The 16,235-nt window shown below is 70.9% G+C and carries 16 protein-coding genes; 6 read left to right on the top strand and 10 right to left on the bottom strand.

The features are described from left to right. Positions 1-42: 42 nt before the first annotated feature. The 5 genes from MTR79_RS07420 (at position 43) to proS (ending at position 5,280) form a co-directional block, all read left to right on the top strand. Positions 43-228 carry a hypothetical protein gene (locus tag MTR79_RS07420; RefSeq protein WP_161108134.1) on the top strand — a complete coding sequence of 62 codons (186 nt, stop codon included), beginning with the start codon at positions 43-45 and terminating at the stop codon, positions 226-228. Further along, a complete protein-coding gene (gene repSA, locus MTR79_RS07415) occupies positions 221-1,597 on the top strand; it encodes a replication initiator protein RepSA (protein ID WP_244789575.1) in 1,377 nt (458 codons plus the stop codon). The genes MTR79_RS07420 and repSA overlap by 8 nt, the downstream gene beginning before the upstream one ends. Positions 1,598-1,599: 2 nt before the next feature. Further along, entirely contained in the window at positions 1,600-1,797 is a 198-nt protein-coding gene (locus tag MTR79_RS07410) for a helix-turn-helix domain-containing protein (RefSeq protein WP_244789574.1), read from the top strand. Next, entirely contained in the window at positions 1,797-3,032 is a 1,236-nt protein-coding gene (locus MTR79_RS07405) for a site-specific integrase (RefSeq protein ID WP_244789573.1), read from the top strand. The genes MTR79_RS07410 and MTR79_RS07405 overlap by 1 nt, the downstream gene beginning before the upstream one ends. Before the next feature lie 835 nt (positions 3,033-3,867). Next, positions 3,868-5,280 carry a proline--tRNA ligase gene (proS, locus tag MTR79_RS07400; RefSeq protein ID WP_189366107.1) on the top strand — a complete coding sequence of 471 codons (1,413 nt, stop codon included), beginning with the start codon at positions 3,868-3,870 and terminating at the stop codon, positions 5,278-5,280. A gap of 122 nt (positions 5,281-5,402) precedes the next feature. Here the strand turns inward: proS and MTR79_RS07395 are convergent, their stop codons facing one another. From MTR79_RS07395 to rpsB, 5 genes are all read right to left on the bottom strand, one after another. Continuing rightward, entirely contained in the window at positions 5,403-6,527 is a 1,125-nt protein-coding gene (locus MTR79_RS07395; RefSeq protein ID WP_244789572.1) for a phosphatidate cytidylyltransferase, read from the bottom strand. Then, positions 6,527-7,084, bottom strand: coding sequence for a ribosome recycling factor (gene frr, locus MTR79_RS07390; protein ID WP_006136598.1), 558 nt, complete (start codon positions 7,082-7,084; stop codon positions 6,527-6,529). Before frr ends, MTR79_RS07395 begins: the two co-directional genes overlap by 1 nt. A gap of 120 nt (positions 7,085-7,204) precedes the next feature. Further along, positions 7,205-7,963: a UMP kinase gene (gene pyrH / locus MTR79_RS07385; RefSeq protein ID WP_048459319.1), complete on the bottom strand. Its 759-nt coding sequence runs from the start codon at positions 7,961-7,963 to the stop codon at positions 7,205-7,207. Positions 7,964-8,154: 191 nt separating this feature from the next. Next, the gene (gene tsf / locus MTR79_RS07380; protein ID WP_086700497.1) at positions 8,155-8,991 is read right to left on the bottom strand and encodes a translation elongation factor Ts; all 837 of its coding nucleotides are present in this window, start codon (positions 8,989-8,991) and stop codon (positions 8,155-8,157) included. A 154-nt stretch (positions 8,992-9,145) separates the two neighbouring features. Beyond that, on the bottom strand, positions 9,146-10,057 hold the full coding sequence (gene rpsB / locus MTR79_RS07375; protein WP_086700498.1) for a 30S ribosomal protein S2: 912 nt from the start codon (positions 10,055-10,057) through the stop codon (positions 9,146-9,148). Between the two features lie 383 nt (positions 10,058-10,440). Here rpsB and MTR79_RS07370 point away from each other — a divergent pair, with 383 nt between their 5' ends. Then, positions 10,441-11,037 (top strand): M23 family metallopeptidase, encoded by a 597-nt coding sequence (locus MTR79_RS07370; protein WP_189366134.1) that lies wholly within the window; start codon positions 10,441-10,443, stop codon positions 11,035-11,037. 36 nt (positions 11,038-11,073) lie between these two features. Here MTR79_RS07370 and MTR79_RS07365 read toward each other — a convergent pair whose 3' ends face one another. The 5 genes from MTR79_RS07365 to MTR79_RS07345 all read right to left on the bottom strand — a co-directional run bounded on the left by MTR79_RS07365 (position 11,074) and on the right by MTR79_RS07345 (position 16,180). Further along, positions 11,074-11,631, bottom strand: coding sequence for a TetR/AcrR family transcriptional regulator (locus MTR79_RS07365; RefSeq protein WP_048459322.1), 558 nt, complete (start codon positions 11,629-11,631; stop codon positions 11,074-11,076). A gap of 100 nt (positions 11,632-11,731) precedes the next feature. Further along, positions 11,732-12,574, bottom strand: coding sequence for an RNA polymerase sigma factor WhiG (gene whiG, locus MTR79_RS07360; protein WP_048459323.1), 843 nt, complete (start codon positions 12,572-12,574; stop codon positions 11,732-11,734). Between the two features lie 286 nt (positions 12,575-12,860). Continuing rightward, positions 12,861-14,153 (bottom strand): DNA-processing protein DprA, encoded by a 1,293-nt coding sequence (dprA, locus tag MTR79_RS07355; RefSeq protein WP_244789571.1) that lies wholly within the window; start codon positions 14,151-14,153, stop codon positions 12,861-12,863. Further along, entirely contained in the window at positions 14,150-15,772 is a 1,623-nt protein-coding gene (locus MTR79_RS07350) for a YifB family Mg chelatase-like AAA ATPase (RefSeq protein ID WP_244789570.1), read from the bottom strand. Before MTR79_RS07350 ends, dprA begins: the two co-directional genes overlap by 4 nt. Beyond that, positions 15,773-16,180 (bottom strand): YraN family protein, encoded by a 408-nt coding sequence (locus MTR79_RS07345; RefSeq protein WP_086703957.1) that lies wholly within the window; start codon positions 16,178-16,180, stop codon positions 15,773-15,775. Positions 16,181-16,235: the final 55 nt, after the last annotated feature.

Raw genomic sequence — 16,235 nt, 5'->3', positions numbered from 1 at the left:
CGGGGCCGTTCCTTCCAACCGCAATCGAAAGGAACCACCATCATGACCCACCGCACCCCGCCCGCACGACGGATCTGCCCGTCCTGCGACGGCTTCGCCACCGCCGCCATCACCTTGGGCGGCCGCGACCGGCACGGACACCTGCGCACCATCACCGTCCACTGCCCTGCCTGCCACGGCACCGGCACGGTCACTGCTCGCCGCGTCCGGGAGGGCGCTGGTGCCTGAAACGCTGCTCGACCCGACCACCCTCGGCGACCTGCTGAGGGTGGCTTCGGCCGTCGACTACCACCGCTGGGAAGAACAGATACGCCGCACTGGCGGCTGCGCCGACCCCATCCACCTCACCGGCTGGACCCTCCACAAGGACAAGACCACCGGCGAGATCCTGCACCGCTACTCCACCGAGGGCGAGCCGGGCGGACGCCTGCGCATCGCCTGCGGCAACCGCCGCGCCTCCCGCTGCCCATCCTGCGCCTGGACGTACGCGGGCGACACCTACCACCTCATCCGCGCTGGCCTCGCCGGGGACGAACGCCGCGACATCCCCGCCACCGTCCGCGACTATCCCCGCGTCTTCCTCACCCTCACGGCCCCCTCGTTCGGCCCGGTCCACAACCGCCCCGACCACGGCACCTGCCGCTGCGGCACCCGCCACGCCCCCGACGCGCCGGAACTGGGCACCGCCCTCGACCCCGCCACTTACGACTACGCGGGCGCCGTGCTGTTCAACAATCACGCCGGACAGCTCTGGCAACGCTTCACCACCCGTCTGCGGCGGGAACTGGCAGCCCGCGCCGGCCTCTCCCGAAGCCAGCTCGCCGACCACTGTCGCGTCTCGTACGGCAAGGTCGCGGAGTTCCAGAAGCGCGGTGCGGTCCACTTCCACGCCGTGGTCCGCCTCGACGGCCCCGACGGCCCGGACACCGCACCGCCCTCCTGGGCCACCGTGCAGCTGCTCGCCGACGCGATCCGCGCCGCCGCCGCGCACCCCTACACCTCGGTATCCGTCCCGGCTGCCGAAGACCAACCGGCCCGCACCTTCCGCTGGGGCACCCAACTCGACGTCCGGCCCGTCAAGGCGTTCGGAGACGGCTCCGAACTGACCGAGCAGGCCGTTGCCTCCTACGTCGCGAAGTACGCCACCAAAGCGGCCGAGAACACCGGCACCCTGGACCGCCGCATCGGCGAGCTGGCCGAGCTCGACCGCCACCAGGTCCCCGACCACACCCGCCGCCTGATCGAAGCCTGCAAGACCCTCGACCCGCTCTACCCAGACCGGCGGCTCTGGGCCTGGGCCCACATGCTCGGCTTCCGCGGCCACTTCTCCACCAAGTCCCGCCGCTACTCCACCACCCTCGGCGAACTCCGCCAGGCACGCGCCGACTACCGCGCCGCCCAGGAACACGCCGCCCTCGGCCTCGACGACCAGGAGCCGGACACGGTCCTCGTCCTCGCCGACTGGCAGTACGCCGGACACGGCCACACCCCCGGCGAATCCGCCCTCGCCGCCACCATCGCCCGCGACCTCCAACTCAACCGCGAGACCGCCCGCGAAGCCCTGCAAGACCAACTAGCCGACGAAAGGGAGTGCTGACCATGGCCTCAGAGCTGCCGAACCGGTTCCTGACCCCTGAGGACCTGGTCGAGATGTTCGAACTCCCCAGCGTCGAGACCGTCTACCAGTGGCGCCGCAAGCGCACCGGCCCCCGCGGCTTCCGCGTCGGCCGGCACCTCCGCTTCGACCCCATCGACGTACGGGCCTGGGTCGACTCCCGGATTGAAGAGGCGGCTTGATGGCCGGGCACATCCAAGACCGTTGGTACAAGACCGAGCCGGGGCCAGACGGCAAGCCCGTGAAGGTCAAGACCCCTCGGTACGGCACCGGCATGCGCTACCGCGCCCGGTACATCGGTCCCGACGGCACCGAGAAGTCCAAGAGCTTCCCGGACCGACAGAAGCGGCTCGCTGAGCAGTGGCTTACAGAGATCGCTTCGGACATGACTCGCGGTCGGTACATCGACCCACGGGCAGCTCGGATCACCTTCAAGACCTACGCGGAGAGGTGGCTCCGTACGCATGGCATCGACCCCGCCAGCCAGGTGGTGGTCGAGCAGCGGTTACGCCTGCATGCCTTTCGGTTGATCGGCTCCCGACCACTGGACTCGTTCCGACCGGAGCACATTCGCGAGCTGGTGAGTGCGCTGGAGAACGATCCGGCCGTGAGTGGTGGCTACGCGCGCAACATCTACGGCGACGTACGAGCCGTGCTGAGTGCGGCCGTCGACGACGGGCTGTTGCCCCGCAATCCGTGCTCCGCGAAGTCCGTCCGCCCGCCGGCCGCCGAGCAGCGCCGCGTGGTGCCATGGCTGCCCAGCCAAGTTCGGGCGGTTCGTGCAGCGCTCCCCCAGCGGTACCGCCCCATGGTCGACGTGGGCGCCGGGTGCGGACTCCGCCAGGGCGAGATCGTGGGGCTGGCTGAGGACGCACTCGACTTCGACGGTGGCCTCCTTCGAGTGGTCCGGCAGGTGAAGCTGATCCGCGGGAAGGCCGTCTACGCGCCGCCGAAGTGCAACAAGGAACGCGACGTCCCGTTGCCGCCCTCGGTGGCCGACGCACTGCGGGCTCACATGGACGCCTACAAGCCGGTCGAGATCACGTTGCCGTGGCGCAAGCCGGACGGCCCTAAGGTGTCGGCCCGCCTCCTGTTCACGAACACAGTCGGCGGCCTCGTCTGGCGTAGCAACTTCAACGTCCAGGTGTGGAAGCCTGCGCTCGCGGCGGCGGGCCTGATCGCGGAGGCCGGGACGGACGGCAAGCACCAGTCTGCTCGCGAGCACGGCATGCACGCGCTTCGGCACTTCTACGCCTCGGTGCTTCTGGACGCTGGCGAGAGCGTCAAGGCCGTGAGCGAGTACCTGGGCCACTCGGACCCGGGGCTGACACTGCGGGTGTATGCGCACCTGATGCCGTCGAGTAGACGACGAACTCAAAGGGCCATCGATGCGGCTCTTCTGGACAGCGATACATAGGGCCTCTCGCTGGTTCGTTCTACCGAATCTCCCAAAAGCGGCGCATGGGTACCTGCTGATCCGGTTGACTATGAGCGAACGCTAACTGTCGATGCTTCCTGCGTTCTGCGAGCACTGACGCACACCGACACCCGTCCGGGAGTCGACACAGGCTCGCTGTATGGAGGAAGCAACATGGTCAGCCCGTGGGGCCGCTTGAAGGCTCAATGGTTAGCGGTCGTTCAGCGAAGTCGGCTCTGGCACACGCGCATGCGCGGCACTAAAACTTACGGCCGTGTGAAACGCCTAGCCAGGGAGGTGCTCGTGATGGTGGCGGCCACCACCGCCACGAGCGCCCTGACCCAGCTGTTAGGCCGCTAGTTCACCGGGGGCCCTGATGCTGCCTAGGCGGAGGGGCCCCCTTGCCTATGGAGCAGACGGTCTCGTATCAACCCTTGCTCCACCGACGCGCATCTGCAGATGCGCGTGATGGCACTACCGTAGCGCCCTTTTGCACGCCATGTGTCAACTCCGCGCAACTGACGGTGCCAGTCGGGTCATCACGAACCAACCGACGGCCCAGGGACGGCCCAACGAGCTGTAACCGGTGGCTCCCCGTCTTGATTGCCCAGGCTGAAGCCCTCCTGCTGATGGTGCAGTGCCAGTTCTCCGGGCTTAGGCATGGCTGTACCAGTGTCGCAGATCCGGATGGGTGAGCTGCGGGTGTCGTCCGCCACGGCTGCCCTCAGGGGTCGCCACCGGTCGCTGCTGGGCGGCCTTGGACGACCGAAGGACGGCTGATCACGTCCCGTAATCAGGTCGCGCCTTGGTGGAGCCGCGTCCTACTCTGCGCGCCATGGCAAAAGCACCCGTTCTCACACCCCGTGCTGACGACTTCCCCCGCTGGTACCAAGATCTGGTCGGCAAGGCAGAACTGGCCGACAACGGGCCGGTGCGCGGCACCATGGTCGTACGACCGTACGGATACGGCCTGTGGGAGCGGATGCAGCAGGAGGTGGACGCCCGGATCAAGGCGGCCGGCGCGCAGAACGCGTACTTTCCGCTCTTCATCCCGCAGTCGTACCTGACGAAGGAGGCCGAGCACGTCGAGGGCTTCGCGCCCGAACTGGCCGTGGTCACGCATGGCGGAGGCAAGGAGCTGGAAGAGCCCGTCGTCGTCCGCCCCACGTCCGAGACGATCGTCAACGACTACTTCTCCAAGTGGGTGCAGAGCTACCGCGACCTTCCGCTGTTGATCAACCAGTGGGCGAACGTGGTCCGCTGGGAGCTGAGGCCGCGGGTGTTCCTCCGCACGACGGAATTCCTGTGGCAGGAGGGCCACACGGCACACGCCACCTACGAGGACGCCCGGGACTACGCCTCACGCATCCATCAGGAGGTGTACGCCGACTTCTTGCAGAACGTCCTCGCCATGGACGTCGTACCGGGCCGCAAGACGGCCAGGGAGCGGTTCGCCGGCGCGATCAACACGCTCACCCTGGAAGGCATGATGGGCGACGGCAAGGCCCTCCAGCTGACCACAAGCCACGAACTGGGCCAGAACTTCGCCAAGGCGTTCGAGACGCGCTATCTGTCGAAGGACGGCCGTGAGGAATACGTCTGGCAGACGTCGTGGGGTTCCACGACCCGGATGGTCGGCGCACTGGTGATGATGCACGGCGACGATGACGGACTTCGCGTCCCGCCGCGTCTGGCCCCGGTTCAGGTGGTCGTCGTGGCCGTCAAGGGCGACGACGCGGTCCTGGACACGGTCCGCGGGATCGGTGACCGGTTGAAGACGGCTGGTGTCCGCGTACACGTCGACGACCGCACCGACACGCCGTTCGGCCGCCGCGCGGTCGACTGGGAGCTCAAGGGGGTGCCGGTACGCATCGAGGTCGGGCCGCGTGACGTGGAGAGCGGGACCGCCGTGCTGGTCCGCCGCGTAACCGGGACCAAGGAGCCGACGCCGATCGGGGCACTGTCCGAGATCCTGCCCACGGTGCTGGAGGACGACCAGGCGCTTCTGCTGGCGCAGTCACGTGAGCGTCGCACCGACCGCACCGTCGAGGTGACCACGGTCGAGGAGGCTGCGGAGGCGGCGAGCACCGGCTGGGCGCGCATCGCGTGGGAGACGCTGGGCGTGGAGGGTGAGGCAATCCTCGCCGAACAGGGCGTCACCGTGCGGTGCTTGGTCGCCGCGGACGGTTCCGTTCCCGAGAGCGACGACCAGCCTGGCAACATCGCCGTCGTGGCACGCGCCTACTGACCCGCAACCGCCTCCGTCAGGTCCGCGCCGCGACCGCGGGTCGTGATCGGCATGCACACAGACTTTGGGCCCCCGTCCCAGCCGGACGGGGGCCCAGGAGTCATGGCACCAGGGGCGGGATCTCAGCCCGTGCCCACGAAGATCGCCAGCAGCAGCCACACCACCGGCGCCGTCGGCAGGAGGGAGTCCAGGCGGTCCATGATGCCGCCGTGGCCCGGCAGCAGCGTGCCCATGTCCTTGATGCCGAGGTCGCGCTTGATCATCGACTCGCCGAGGTCACCCAGCGTGGCGCTCGCGGCGACCGCGAGGCCCAGCAGCAGGCCCTGCCACCACTGGCCGTCCTCGATGAGGAACTGCATGCACAGCGCGCCCGCCACCATCGAGAAGCCGATCGCGCCCAGCAGGCCCTCGCGGGTCTTGCCGGGGCTGATGCGCGGGGCGAGCTTGTGCTTGCCGAAGCGCCAGCCGACCGCGTACGCACCGGTGTCGCTCACCACGGTGAGCAGCAGGAAGGTCAGCACGCGCCAGGGGCCGTCCTCGGCCTTCAGCAGCATCGCGACGAACGTCGCCAGGAAGGGGACGTAGAACGCCGCGAAGACGCCCGCCGTGACGTCCTTGAGATAGCCCGCCGGCGGCGCCGTCATGCGCCACACCAGCACCGCCAGCGTGGTCAGCGCCATGGCGAGCCACGCGCCCTCCGCGCCCCGGGCGTACCCGGCGACGACCATGGCGGCCCCGCCGAGCGCCAGCGGGACGAGGGGCGCCTTGATCCCCTTGCGCTCGTCCAGCCGCGTCGTCAGCTCCCACAGGCCCACCACGACGGCGACCGCGATCACCCCGACGAAGACGGCCTTCACGAAGAACAGCGACGCGACGATCACCGCGCCGAGTCCGACGCCGACGCCTATCGCCGCGCCGAGGTCCCGCCCCGCGCTCTTCTTCTGCGGTGCGGGGGCCGGCTGCGGGGCGTGGGGCATGGGCTCCGGATTCTGCGGCACCTCCCCCGGCAAGGGGCGGGCCCGCGTCGGCTCGTCTCGGAACAGGGGGCCGCTCAGCCGAGCAACCCCCCGGTCCGCATCCTGGTCTCCGCCGTGTTCGGGTACATCGGGCACGATGGGCATGGGCCGCGTCTGCTGTGCTTGGTGCGCATCGTACGCGGGACCCGCCGGGACAGCTCCCCGGCCGGGTCCCTGGTCGGACGGCCCCCAGTACCCGGTCTGCGGCGTCCCCCAGGAAGAGTCGTTCATCAGACCTCGAGCAGCTCCGCTTCCTTGTGCTTCAGAAGCTCGTCCACCTGGGCGACGTACTTCGCCGTGGTGTCGTCGAGCTCCTTCTCCGCACGGCGGCCCTCGTCCTCGCCGACCTCGCCGTCCTTGATCAGCTTGTCGATGGCTTCCTTGGCCTTGCGGCGCACGGAGCGGATCGAGATCTTCGCGTCCTCGCCCTTGCCCTTGGCGACCTTGATGTACTCGCGCCGCCGCTCCTCGGTCAGCTCGGGGAACACCACTCGGATGATGTTGCCGTCGTTGCTCGGGTTGACGCCCAGGTCGGAGTCACGGATCGCCTGCTCGATGTTGCGCAGGGCGCTCTTGTCGAACGGGGTCACCACGGCCATGCGCGGCTCGGGCACGGAGAACGAGGCCAGCTGGTTGATCGGCGTCGGCGCGCCGTAGTAGTCGGCCACGATCTTGTTGAACATCGCCGGGTGCGCACGGCCGGTGCGGATCGCGGCGAAGTCCTCCTTGGCGACCACGACGGCCTTCTCCATCTTCTCCTCGGCCTCGAGGAGGGTCTCTTCGATCACCACTTGCTCCTGCGTGTCTTGAGTAGGCCCGGCTGCGGTCCTCGGTCGGGGCGGCGGCCGGCTGCGTCGCGTCTTCTTCCTGCACGGTTCACGACCGGCAGGACATTGTCCATCCCCCGGTCAGTCGCGCCCGGCCTGGTCGCCCACCAGCGTGCCGATCTTCTCACCCTTGACGGCGCGGGCGATGTTGCCCTCCTTGAGGAGTTCGAACACGACGATCGGCAGGTTGTTGTCACGGCAGAGGGTGACGGCCGTGGCGTCGGCGACCTTGAGGTTCCGGGTGATGACCTCGCCGAAGCCGAGGGCGTCGAACTTGACGGCGTCGGGGTTGGTCTTGGGGTCGGAGTCGTAGACCCCGTCGACACCGTTCTTGCCCATGAGCAGCGCCTCGGCGTCGATCTCGAGGGCGCGCTGCGCGGCGGTGGTGTCGGTGGAGAAGTACGGCATGCCCATACCGGCGCCGAAGATGACCACGCGGCCCTTCTCCAGGTGGCGCACGGCGCGCAGCGGGATGTAGGGCTCGGCGACCTGGCCCATGGTGATGGCGGTCTGCACGCGGCAGTCGACGCCCTCCTTCTCCAGGAAGTCCTGGAGGGCCAGGCAGTTCATCACCGTGCCGAGCATGCCCATGTAGTCGGAGCGGGCGCGGTCCATGCCGCGCACCTGGAGCTCGGCTCCGCGGAAGAAGTTGCCGCCGCCGATCACGATCGCGATCTCCGCGCCGTCCCGTACGACGGCCGCGATCTCACGGGCGATGGCGTGCACCACGTCGGGATCGACGCCCAGGCCTCCGCCACCGGAGAAGGCCTCTCCGGACAGCTTCAGCAGAAACCGGCCGCGCACTTTGCCGTCGTCGCTCTTCTCAGCCTTGGTCGTCATGGTCGAATCCCGCCTCTTTCACGTGTTGCACATACGAAGAAGGCCATTGCCGGTGGGGCGTGGTTCGCATCCCATGCGGCAATGGCCTCCTCGTCAGATCTGCTGTCGCCCGGCACGCGCGCGTGCGTGGACGCGTGTCCGAACGACTGCTGTCGACCCTATCGGGGTCGCGCGCCCGTCGCGGTGCGGACTCAGATGCCGACCTTGATGCGCGAGAAGCGCTTCAGGGTGACACCGGCCTCGTCCAGCACCTTCTGGACGGACTTCTTGTTGTCGAGCGCGTACGGCTGGCCGAGCAGCGTGGCGTCCTTGAAGAAGCCGTTGAGACGACCCTCGACGATCTTGCCGATCGCGGCCTCGGGCTTGCCCTCGGCGCGGGTGGTCTCCTCGGCGATGCGACGCTCGGACTCGACGACCTCGGCCGGCACGTCCTCCTTGGAGAGGTACTTCGGCGCGAAGGCGGCGATGTGCTGGGCGACGCCCTTGGCGATCTCGGCGTTCGGCTTGTCCAGCTCGACGAGCACACCGATCTGCGGGGGCAGGTCGGGCATCGTGCGGTGCATGTACGCCGTCACGTAGCCGTCGGCGAACTGCGCGAAGCGGTCCAGCACGATCTTCTCGCCGAGGTTGGCGTTGGCCTCGTCCACGAACGCCTGGACGGTCTTGCCGGCCTCGATCTCGGAGGCGAGCAGGGCCTCGATGTCGGCCGGCGAGGTCTTGGCGACGTGCTCGGCGATCGCGGTGGCGACGGCCTGGAACTTCTCGCCCTTGGCGACGAAGTCCGTCTCGCACTTCAGCTCGACGATGACACCGGAGGAGTTGTCGTCGGCGATGACCGAGACCACGGCGCCGTTCTCGGCGGAGCGGCCCTCGCGCTTGGCGACGCCCTTCTGGCCCTTGATGCGGAGCGCCTCGACGGCCTTGTCGACGTTGCCGTCGGCCTCGTCCAGCGCCTTCTTGCAGTCCATCATGCCGGCGCCGGTGAGCTCCCGGAGCTTCTTGACGTCGGCGGCGGTGTAGTTCGCCATGAGTCTGTGAATCTTTCTCGAAGTCTGGAGGTTCGAAGATCGGCGGGGCGGGACCGCTTCGTGGGCAGGTCCCGGGCCACCGCCGGTCTACGGGTGAACGGCGGGAGCGGACGTCATGTCACCGCTCCCGCCGTCATCGGCTCTGACGGAGCGGTCAGGCCTGCTCGGCCTTGGTCTCGGCCTGCGGGGCCTCGGCGGCGGGCGCCTCGGCCGGCTTCTCGCCCTCGGCGGCGGCCGGAGCGGCCTCCTCCGCCTTCTTCTCGCCCTCGGCGGCCGGAGCGGCCTCCTCGGCCTTCTTCTCGCCCTCGAGCAGGTCGCGCTCCCACTCGGCCAGCGGCTCGCCGGCGGCCTTCTCGCCCTTGCCCTCGGCACCACCGCTGCGGGCGATGAGGCCCTCGGCGACGGCGTCGGCGATCACACGGGTGAGCAGGGTGACGGAGCGGATCGCGTCGTCGTTGCCCGGGATCTTGTAGTCGACCTCGTCGGGGTCGCAGTTGGTGTCGAGGATGGCGACGACCGGGATGTTGAGCTTCCGGGCCTCGCCGACCGCGATGTGCTCCTTCTTGGTGTCCACGATCCAGACGGCGCTGGGCACCTTCTGCATCTCGCGGATACCGCCGAGGGTCTTCTCCAGCTTCGCCTTCTCGCGGGAGAGGACCAGCAGCTCCTTCTTGGTGAGGCCGGAGGCGGCCACGTCCTCGAAGTCGATCTGCTCGAGCTCCTTGAGGCGCTGCAGACGCTTGTAGACGGTCGAGAAGTTGGTGAGCATGCCGCCCAGCCAGCGCTGGTTGACGTAGGGCATGCCGACGCGGGTGGCCTGCTCGGCGATGGCCTCCTGCGCCTGCTTCTTCGTGCCGACGAACATGACCGTGCCGCCGTGGGCAACGGTCTCCTTGACGAACTCGTAGGCGCGGTCGATGTACGACAGCGACTGGAGCAGGTCGATGATGTAGATGCCGTTGCGCTCCGTGAAGATGAAGCGCTTCATCTTCGGGTTCCAACGACGGGTCTGGTGACCGAAGTGGACGCCGCTCTCCAGCAGCTCCCGCATCGTGACGACGGCCATGGCCGTATCTCCTTGAATTTCTCGGTTGTGCCGCGGGTGCCGGACGGCTCCCGCGCCTGACGCCCACGACGCGCCGTGCCACGAAGGACCGAGGGGCGCTGACACCGGGCCACGGCCGTGACCGGTCCCGATGTCGGGGCGTGCGAAGTCGACCCGGTGGCCCGGGTCGCCACCAGAAGTGTACGGGACCCGGAGGGCGCCGGGTGACGCCGTTGTCCACAACCCGGCCGTCCGTCCACAGGTCCCGGCGGAGATCACGTCCCCGGGAGACGCTTCCGCCATGCGACGACTGGGACGGAGCGAGGGACGTGGGTGGCGTGAAGTGGCGTGAAGCGAGTGGCGGGGGCGGGCCGGGCAGGTGGATCCGGGGGTGCGTGCAGCTGGTGCTGGTGGTGGCCCTGACCGTGGCGGCGCTGCTGGCGCCGCCGGCGTCACGACTGTTCGCGGCGGGCGCGACCGCGCCGCCGGAGGCCGTTGCGGGGGCCGTCACGGGGGCGCGCCCCGCCGCGGACGACGACACCGTCCCGGCCGTCGGCCGTACGTGGCCGGTGGGAGTACGTCCGCGGGTCCCGCGCGGCTGGGAACCGCCGGCGACCGTCTACGGGCCCGGGCACCGGGGTGTCGATCTCGCCGCGGCGCCGGGGACGCCGGTACGGGCGGTGGCGGACGGCCGGGTGTCGTTCGCGGGCCGGGTGGCGGGGAAGGGCGTCGTGTCGGTGGAGCTGGCAGGCACCGGGGACCCGCCGCTGCGCACGACCTACGAACCCGTCCGCGCCTCGGTGCGGCAGGGCGCGGAAGTCACGGCGGGCGAGGTGATCGGCACGGTGGAGGCGGGCGGCTCGCACTGCACGGCGCCCTGCGTCCACTGGGGCCTGCTGCGAGGCGGGACCTACCTGGACCCGCTCTCCCTGCTGCCCCCGTGGCTGCTTCACCGGGGTCCGTCCCGGCTCCTGCCGGTGCTCGGTGTGCCGTTGCCCTGAGAGGACCGGGACGGACCGGGACGCCCGGGCGGTGCTTCAGCCCCGGACGCCGTGGAGGGCCAGGGAGACCGCCGCCCGGACGATCACGTCGGGATGCTCGGCCGCCCCCAGCTCGATGCGGCGCACCGCGGCGTCGACCACTCCCTGGAGCAGCATGGCGGTGAGGCGCGGCTCGGCGTGCCCCAGTCCGGCGAGCGCTTCGACGATCATCGCGACGAGCCCGCCGTGGGCCGCGCGGATCTTCTCCCGGGCCCCGGCGTCGAGTTCGCTCGCGGAGATGGCGACGACCGCGCGGTGCCGTCGGTCCCCCACCAGTTCGAGCTGCTTGCGGACGTACGCCTCGATCTTGCCCTCGGGGCCCTCGGCGTCCGCCATCGCCGCCTCGACCTCGGCCGCCCAGACGGGGAAGTCGGCCTCGCACAGCTCCTCGACGACGGCCGCCCGCGAGCGGAAGTACTCGTACACGGACGACCGGGCGAGGCCCGTGCGCTCTGCGAGGGCCGGGAAGGTCAGCGCCTCCGTACCGCCCTCGGAGAGCAGGGAGCGTGCCGCGTCCAGCAGGGCGGCTCGCTGCATCGACCGGTGCTCGGCCACGGAGGCCGCTCGAATCCTTGGCACGTCGTCCACTTTACGGACGCCCTGCCCACCGCGGCCAGGGGTTCGGCCGGCCGGTCACTCCGGACGCCGCCGGAGGTCAGCGGCCGAAACTGGCCAGCTTGGCGCGCAGCTGGAGCACCGACTTGGTGTGGATCTGGCTCACACGGCTCTCGGTGACGCCGAGCACGTTGCCGATCTCGGCCAGGGTCAGGCCCTCGTAGTAGTACAGCGTGACCACGGTCTTCTCGCGCTCGGGCAGGGTGTTGATGGCCCGCGCCAGGAAGCGGCGCAGCTCCCGGTCCTCGGCGACCTCCACCGGGTTGTCGGCGGCGGTGTCCTCCAGGGTGTCCATGAAGCTGAGCTGGTCGCCGCCGTCACCGCCGACATGCAGCAGCTCCTCCAGGGCGACGACGTTGGCGAGGGAGAGCTGGCTGAACACCGCGTGCAGCTCGCCGACGGTGATGCCCATCTCGCCGGCGACCTCGTTCTCCGTCGGGGTGCGCCGCAGCCGCGCCTCGAGGGTGGCGTAGGCACGTTCCACGTTGCGCGCCTTCTGCCGCACGGAGCGGGGGATCCAGTCCAGCGCCCGCAGCTCGTCGATCATCGCGCCGCGGATCCGGGTGATCGCGTACGTCTCGAACTTGATCTCGCGGTCGACGTCGAACTTCTCGATCGCGTCGATCAGCCCGAAGACCCCGGAGGAGACGAAGTCCGCCTGTTCGACGTTGGGCGGCAGCCCCACGCTGACCCGGCCGGCGACGTACTTCACCAGCGGTGAGTAGTGCAGGATCAGCTGCTCCCGCAGACGTTCGTCCCCCGTCGCCTTGTACGACCGCCACAGCTCGTCGAGCGTCGAGGGAGCGGGCGGCCGCACGCTGCCACCGTCGCGGGCGGCTGGGGGGATCGCCGCCCGGTCGGACCCGGAGGTGTGCTGGGGCATTCGTCGCCTAGTGCCGTTCTGCCGTGGGCTGGTACTGCCTGGGTGCGTCGTCTGTCCGATGTCTGTTCTCGTGCCCGTTCTGGGCCGTCCGTGTCTGGGTCCTCGTGAGCGTAGCGTGACTGTGGCGTCGCGGTGTGCGAAGAACGAGGGCCGGGCCGTGCGCAGATACGTTCCGGGGGCCGCCCCGCCGGGGCACACCCGTCGCTCTGAGTGATCACCCGGATACCCCAACTGACGTATTCTCCAGGGCGTGTCGGGGTTCCCCCGGACGGCCGAACACGCTGCGTCAGCTGACATCGGCGCCGCCCCGGACCGAGAGCGTCGCCTGGCGCGTCAACTTCCAGCGATCGCCGTGTCGTTCGACGTAACCAAGTGCTCGGAGTTCGTACAGTTTCGCGATCGCGTCGTCCGGGGTGGTCTGCGCCGTGCGGGCGATGTCGTCCGGGCGTGCCGCCCTGCGGGCCGGCAGCGCGGCGAGGACCTGGCGTACCGCCGGGTCCAGCAGGTCGCGGGGCAGGACGGGTCCCCTGCGCTCGGGGGCCAGCTCGCCCATGTCGCCGACCAGTTCGACGATCTCGTCGGCGGCGGTGACGAGGACGGCGTCCTGCCGCAGCAGTTCGTGCACGCCGGCGGAGAGGCCGCTGGTGGCCGGGCCCGGTACTCCTATCGTGTGGCGTCCGAGCCGGCGGGCGGCGCGGGCGGTCACCAGGGAGCCGCTGCGGAGGGCCGCCTCGACGACGACCGTGCCCCGGGTGAGGGCGGCGATCACGCGGTTGCGGAGGATGAAGCGGCTGGGCGTCGGATGCTCGCCCGGCGGCAATTCGCCGACCACGAGTCCCTGTTCCGCGATCCGGCCGATCAGTCCGGCGTGTCCGCGCGGGTAGGGGCGGTCCACCCCGCAGGCCAGCACGGCGACGGTCGCGCCGCCCGCGCCGAGGACCCCCCGGTGGGCGGCGCCGTCGATGCCGTAGGCACCGCCGGAGACGACGATCCATCCCTTCTCGGCGAGTCCGGCCGCGAGGGTGGCGGCCATGAACGCCCCGTACTCGGTGCAGGCGCGGGCGCCGACGAGGGCGACCGAGCGCAGCGCCCAGAGCCGCAGGTCCGCGGTGCCTCGTACCCACAGGCCGAGCGGGCGGGCGTCCCCGAGGTCGTCGAGCTGGCCGGGCCACTCGGCGTCCCCTGGGCACACGAACCGCACGCCTGCGTCCTGCGCGACGGCGAGGTCCCGCCGCGGGTCGGCCCGCTCGGCCCGCGCCAGCAGCCCGGCCCACCGCTTCCGGCTGACGCCCGGCAAGGGTTCCCCGCGCTGCCTCAGCCGCCGCACCACACCGTCCACCCCGAACTCCCGCACCCAGCGCCCGCCGGTCTCGTCACCGGGTTCGATGACACGGGTGAGGAAGATCCGGCCCAGGAGGCCGCCGTGGTCGGTCGGCGGGGGCGGGCCGCCGTGTTCGGACGCTACGGGCGGGCCGCCTGACTCGGTCGGTCGGCGCGAGCCCTCCTGCCCCGTTCCCCCGGCCGCCCCCGACGACTCACCGCACCCCAGCGGGGCGACCGGCCCGGTCCCACCGCTCATGCCCCCGCCCCGATCGCCATCGGCACCCCGCGCGGCACGCCTGTCCGCAGCTGCAGCGCGAGTGCGACATCGCCGGCGTCGGGGCGGTCGTGGCCGGACAGGTCGGCGACCGTCCAGGCGACCCGCAGCACACGGTCGATCCCCCGCGCGGTCAGCACGCCCCGCTCCAGGCTCCGCTCGGCCTCGTCCATGGCGCCCGGCGCGGCCTGCCAGCGGCTGCGGAGCTCCCGGCCCGGGATCTCGCTGTTGAGGCGCCACGGAGTGCCGTGGAACCGCGCGGCGGCCCGTTCGCGGGCCGAGCGCACCCGGTCCGCGACCACGGTGGTGGTCTCGCCCCGGGCGCCGACCGCACTCAGCTCGCGCCGGGTGACGGCGTCCACCTCGACCCGCAGGTCGACCCGGTCGAGCAGCGGCCCGGAGAGCCGGGCCTGGTAGCGGCGGATCGCCGAGGGCGGGCACTCGCACCGGTCGTCCGTACGCGAGAACCGGCCGCACGGGCACGGATTGGCCGCGAGCACCATGAGGAAGCGTGCCGGGAAGCGCACGACGCCCGCGCTGCGCGCGATGACCACGTGTCCCGCCTCCAGCGGCTGGCGCAGGGCGTCCAGCGCCTTGCTGCTGAACTCGGGGGTCTCGTCCAGAAACAGAACACCTCGGTGGGACAGGGACACCGCTCCCGGCCGGGCCGTCCCCGGGCCGCCGCCCACGAGGGCCTGCATGGTGGCCGAGTGGTGCGGGGCGCAGTAGGGCGCGGTGTCGATCAGGGGGCGGCCCGGCGGCAGCAGGCCCGCCACCGAGTGCACGGCGGTCACCTCCAGGGACGCCTGGCGGTCCAGCGGGGGCAGGACGGACGGCATGCGCTCGGCGAGCATCGTCTTGCCCGCGCCGGGCGGGCCCTCGAGGAAGAGGTGGTGACCGCCCGCCGCGGCGACCTCGACGGCCGTGCGCGCCGTGTGCTGGCCCACGACGTCGGCGAGGTCGTGGCCCTGGTCGTACCGGCCGGGACCGCCCCTCGTGCCGGTGACCGCTCCGCCGCCGAGGTCGCGCAGCCCCGCCATCAACGGATCGGGCCGGTCCGGCTCCTGGGGCTCCTCGTCGGGCACCGGCTCGTCGGTGAGGACCGCGACGAGCTGCCGCAGGGTGCGCACGCCCAGCACGGACACGCCCGGCACCAGGGCGGCCTCGGCGGCGGCGCACTCCGGCACCACGACCTGCTCGAAGCCGGCGTCCGCCGCGGCCAGCACCGCCGGCAGGATGCCGCGCACCGGCCGCACCCGGCCGTCAAGGCCCAGCTCGCCGATCATCACGATGTCGGACAGGACCCGGGGGTCGATCCGCTCCGAGGCTCCGAGGACGGCGCAGGCGACGGCGATATCGAACCCGCTGCCGCCCTTCGGCACCGACGCCGGGCTCAGTCCCACGGTGAGCTTCTTCTGCGGCCACTCGCCGCCGGAGTTGACCACGGCGGCCCTGACCCGGTCGCGGCTCTCCGTCAGGCTCTTGTCCGGCAGCCCCACCAGCGTGAACGCGGCGACTCCCGGCTCCAGGTCGGCCTGCACCTCGACGACCACGCCCTCGACGCCGACGAGCGTCACCGAACACGTACGGGCGAATCCCATTCAGGCCACCCCCCTGACGTGCTCGACGACGGGGGCGCCGCGCCTCGGAAGCAGCACGCCGACCAGGTCGATGCGGACGCCGCCGGGCGGTGCTCCCCCGTGCTCCTTGAGCCAGCGCTCCGCGAGCCCCCGCAGCCGGCTCACCTTGGCCTGGGTGATCGCCGCCATCGGGTGCTGGAAGGACCCGGCGCGACGGGTCTTCACCTCACAGACGACCAGGGCGTCGCCGTCCCGCGCCACGATGTCGATCTCGCCGGTCCTGCCGCAGCGCCAGTTGCGCGCCAGCACCGTCATCCCTGCCTGGGTCAGCCGCCGCGCGGCCAGTGTCTCCCCGTACCTGCCGAGCGCCCCGCGGGCCTGCCCGCCGCCGCCCTCACCGCGTACCTGCGTGTCCTGTCGTGCGTCCATGTCGGCACCACCTCCGGCGCCAACCGTCACGCATCACCCGGGACCCCGCCGGGCC

Source organism: Streptomyces sp. BJ20 (genome assembly GCF_022869105.1).
GTDB classification, from domain to species: Bacteria; Actinomycetota; Actinomycetes; order Streptomycetales; family Streptomycetaceae; genus Streptomyces; species Streptomyces griseoincarnatus.
Note: the sequence above shows the minus strand (reverse complement) of the source record. Positions and strands in the feature narration are given on the sequence as shown.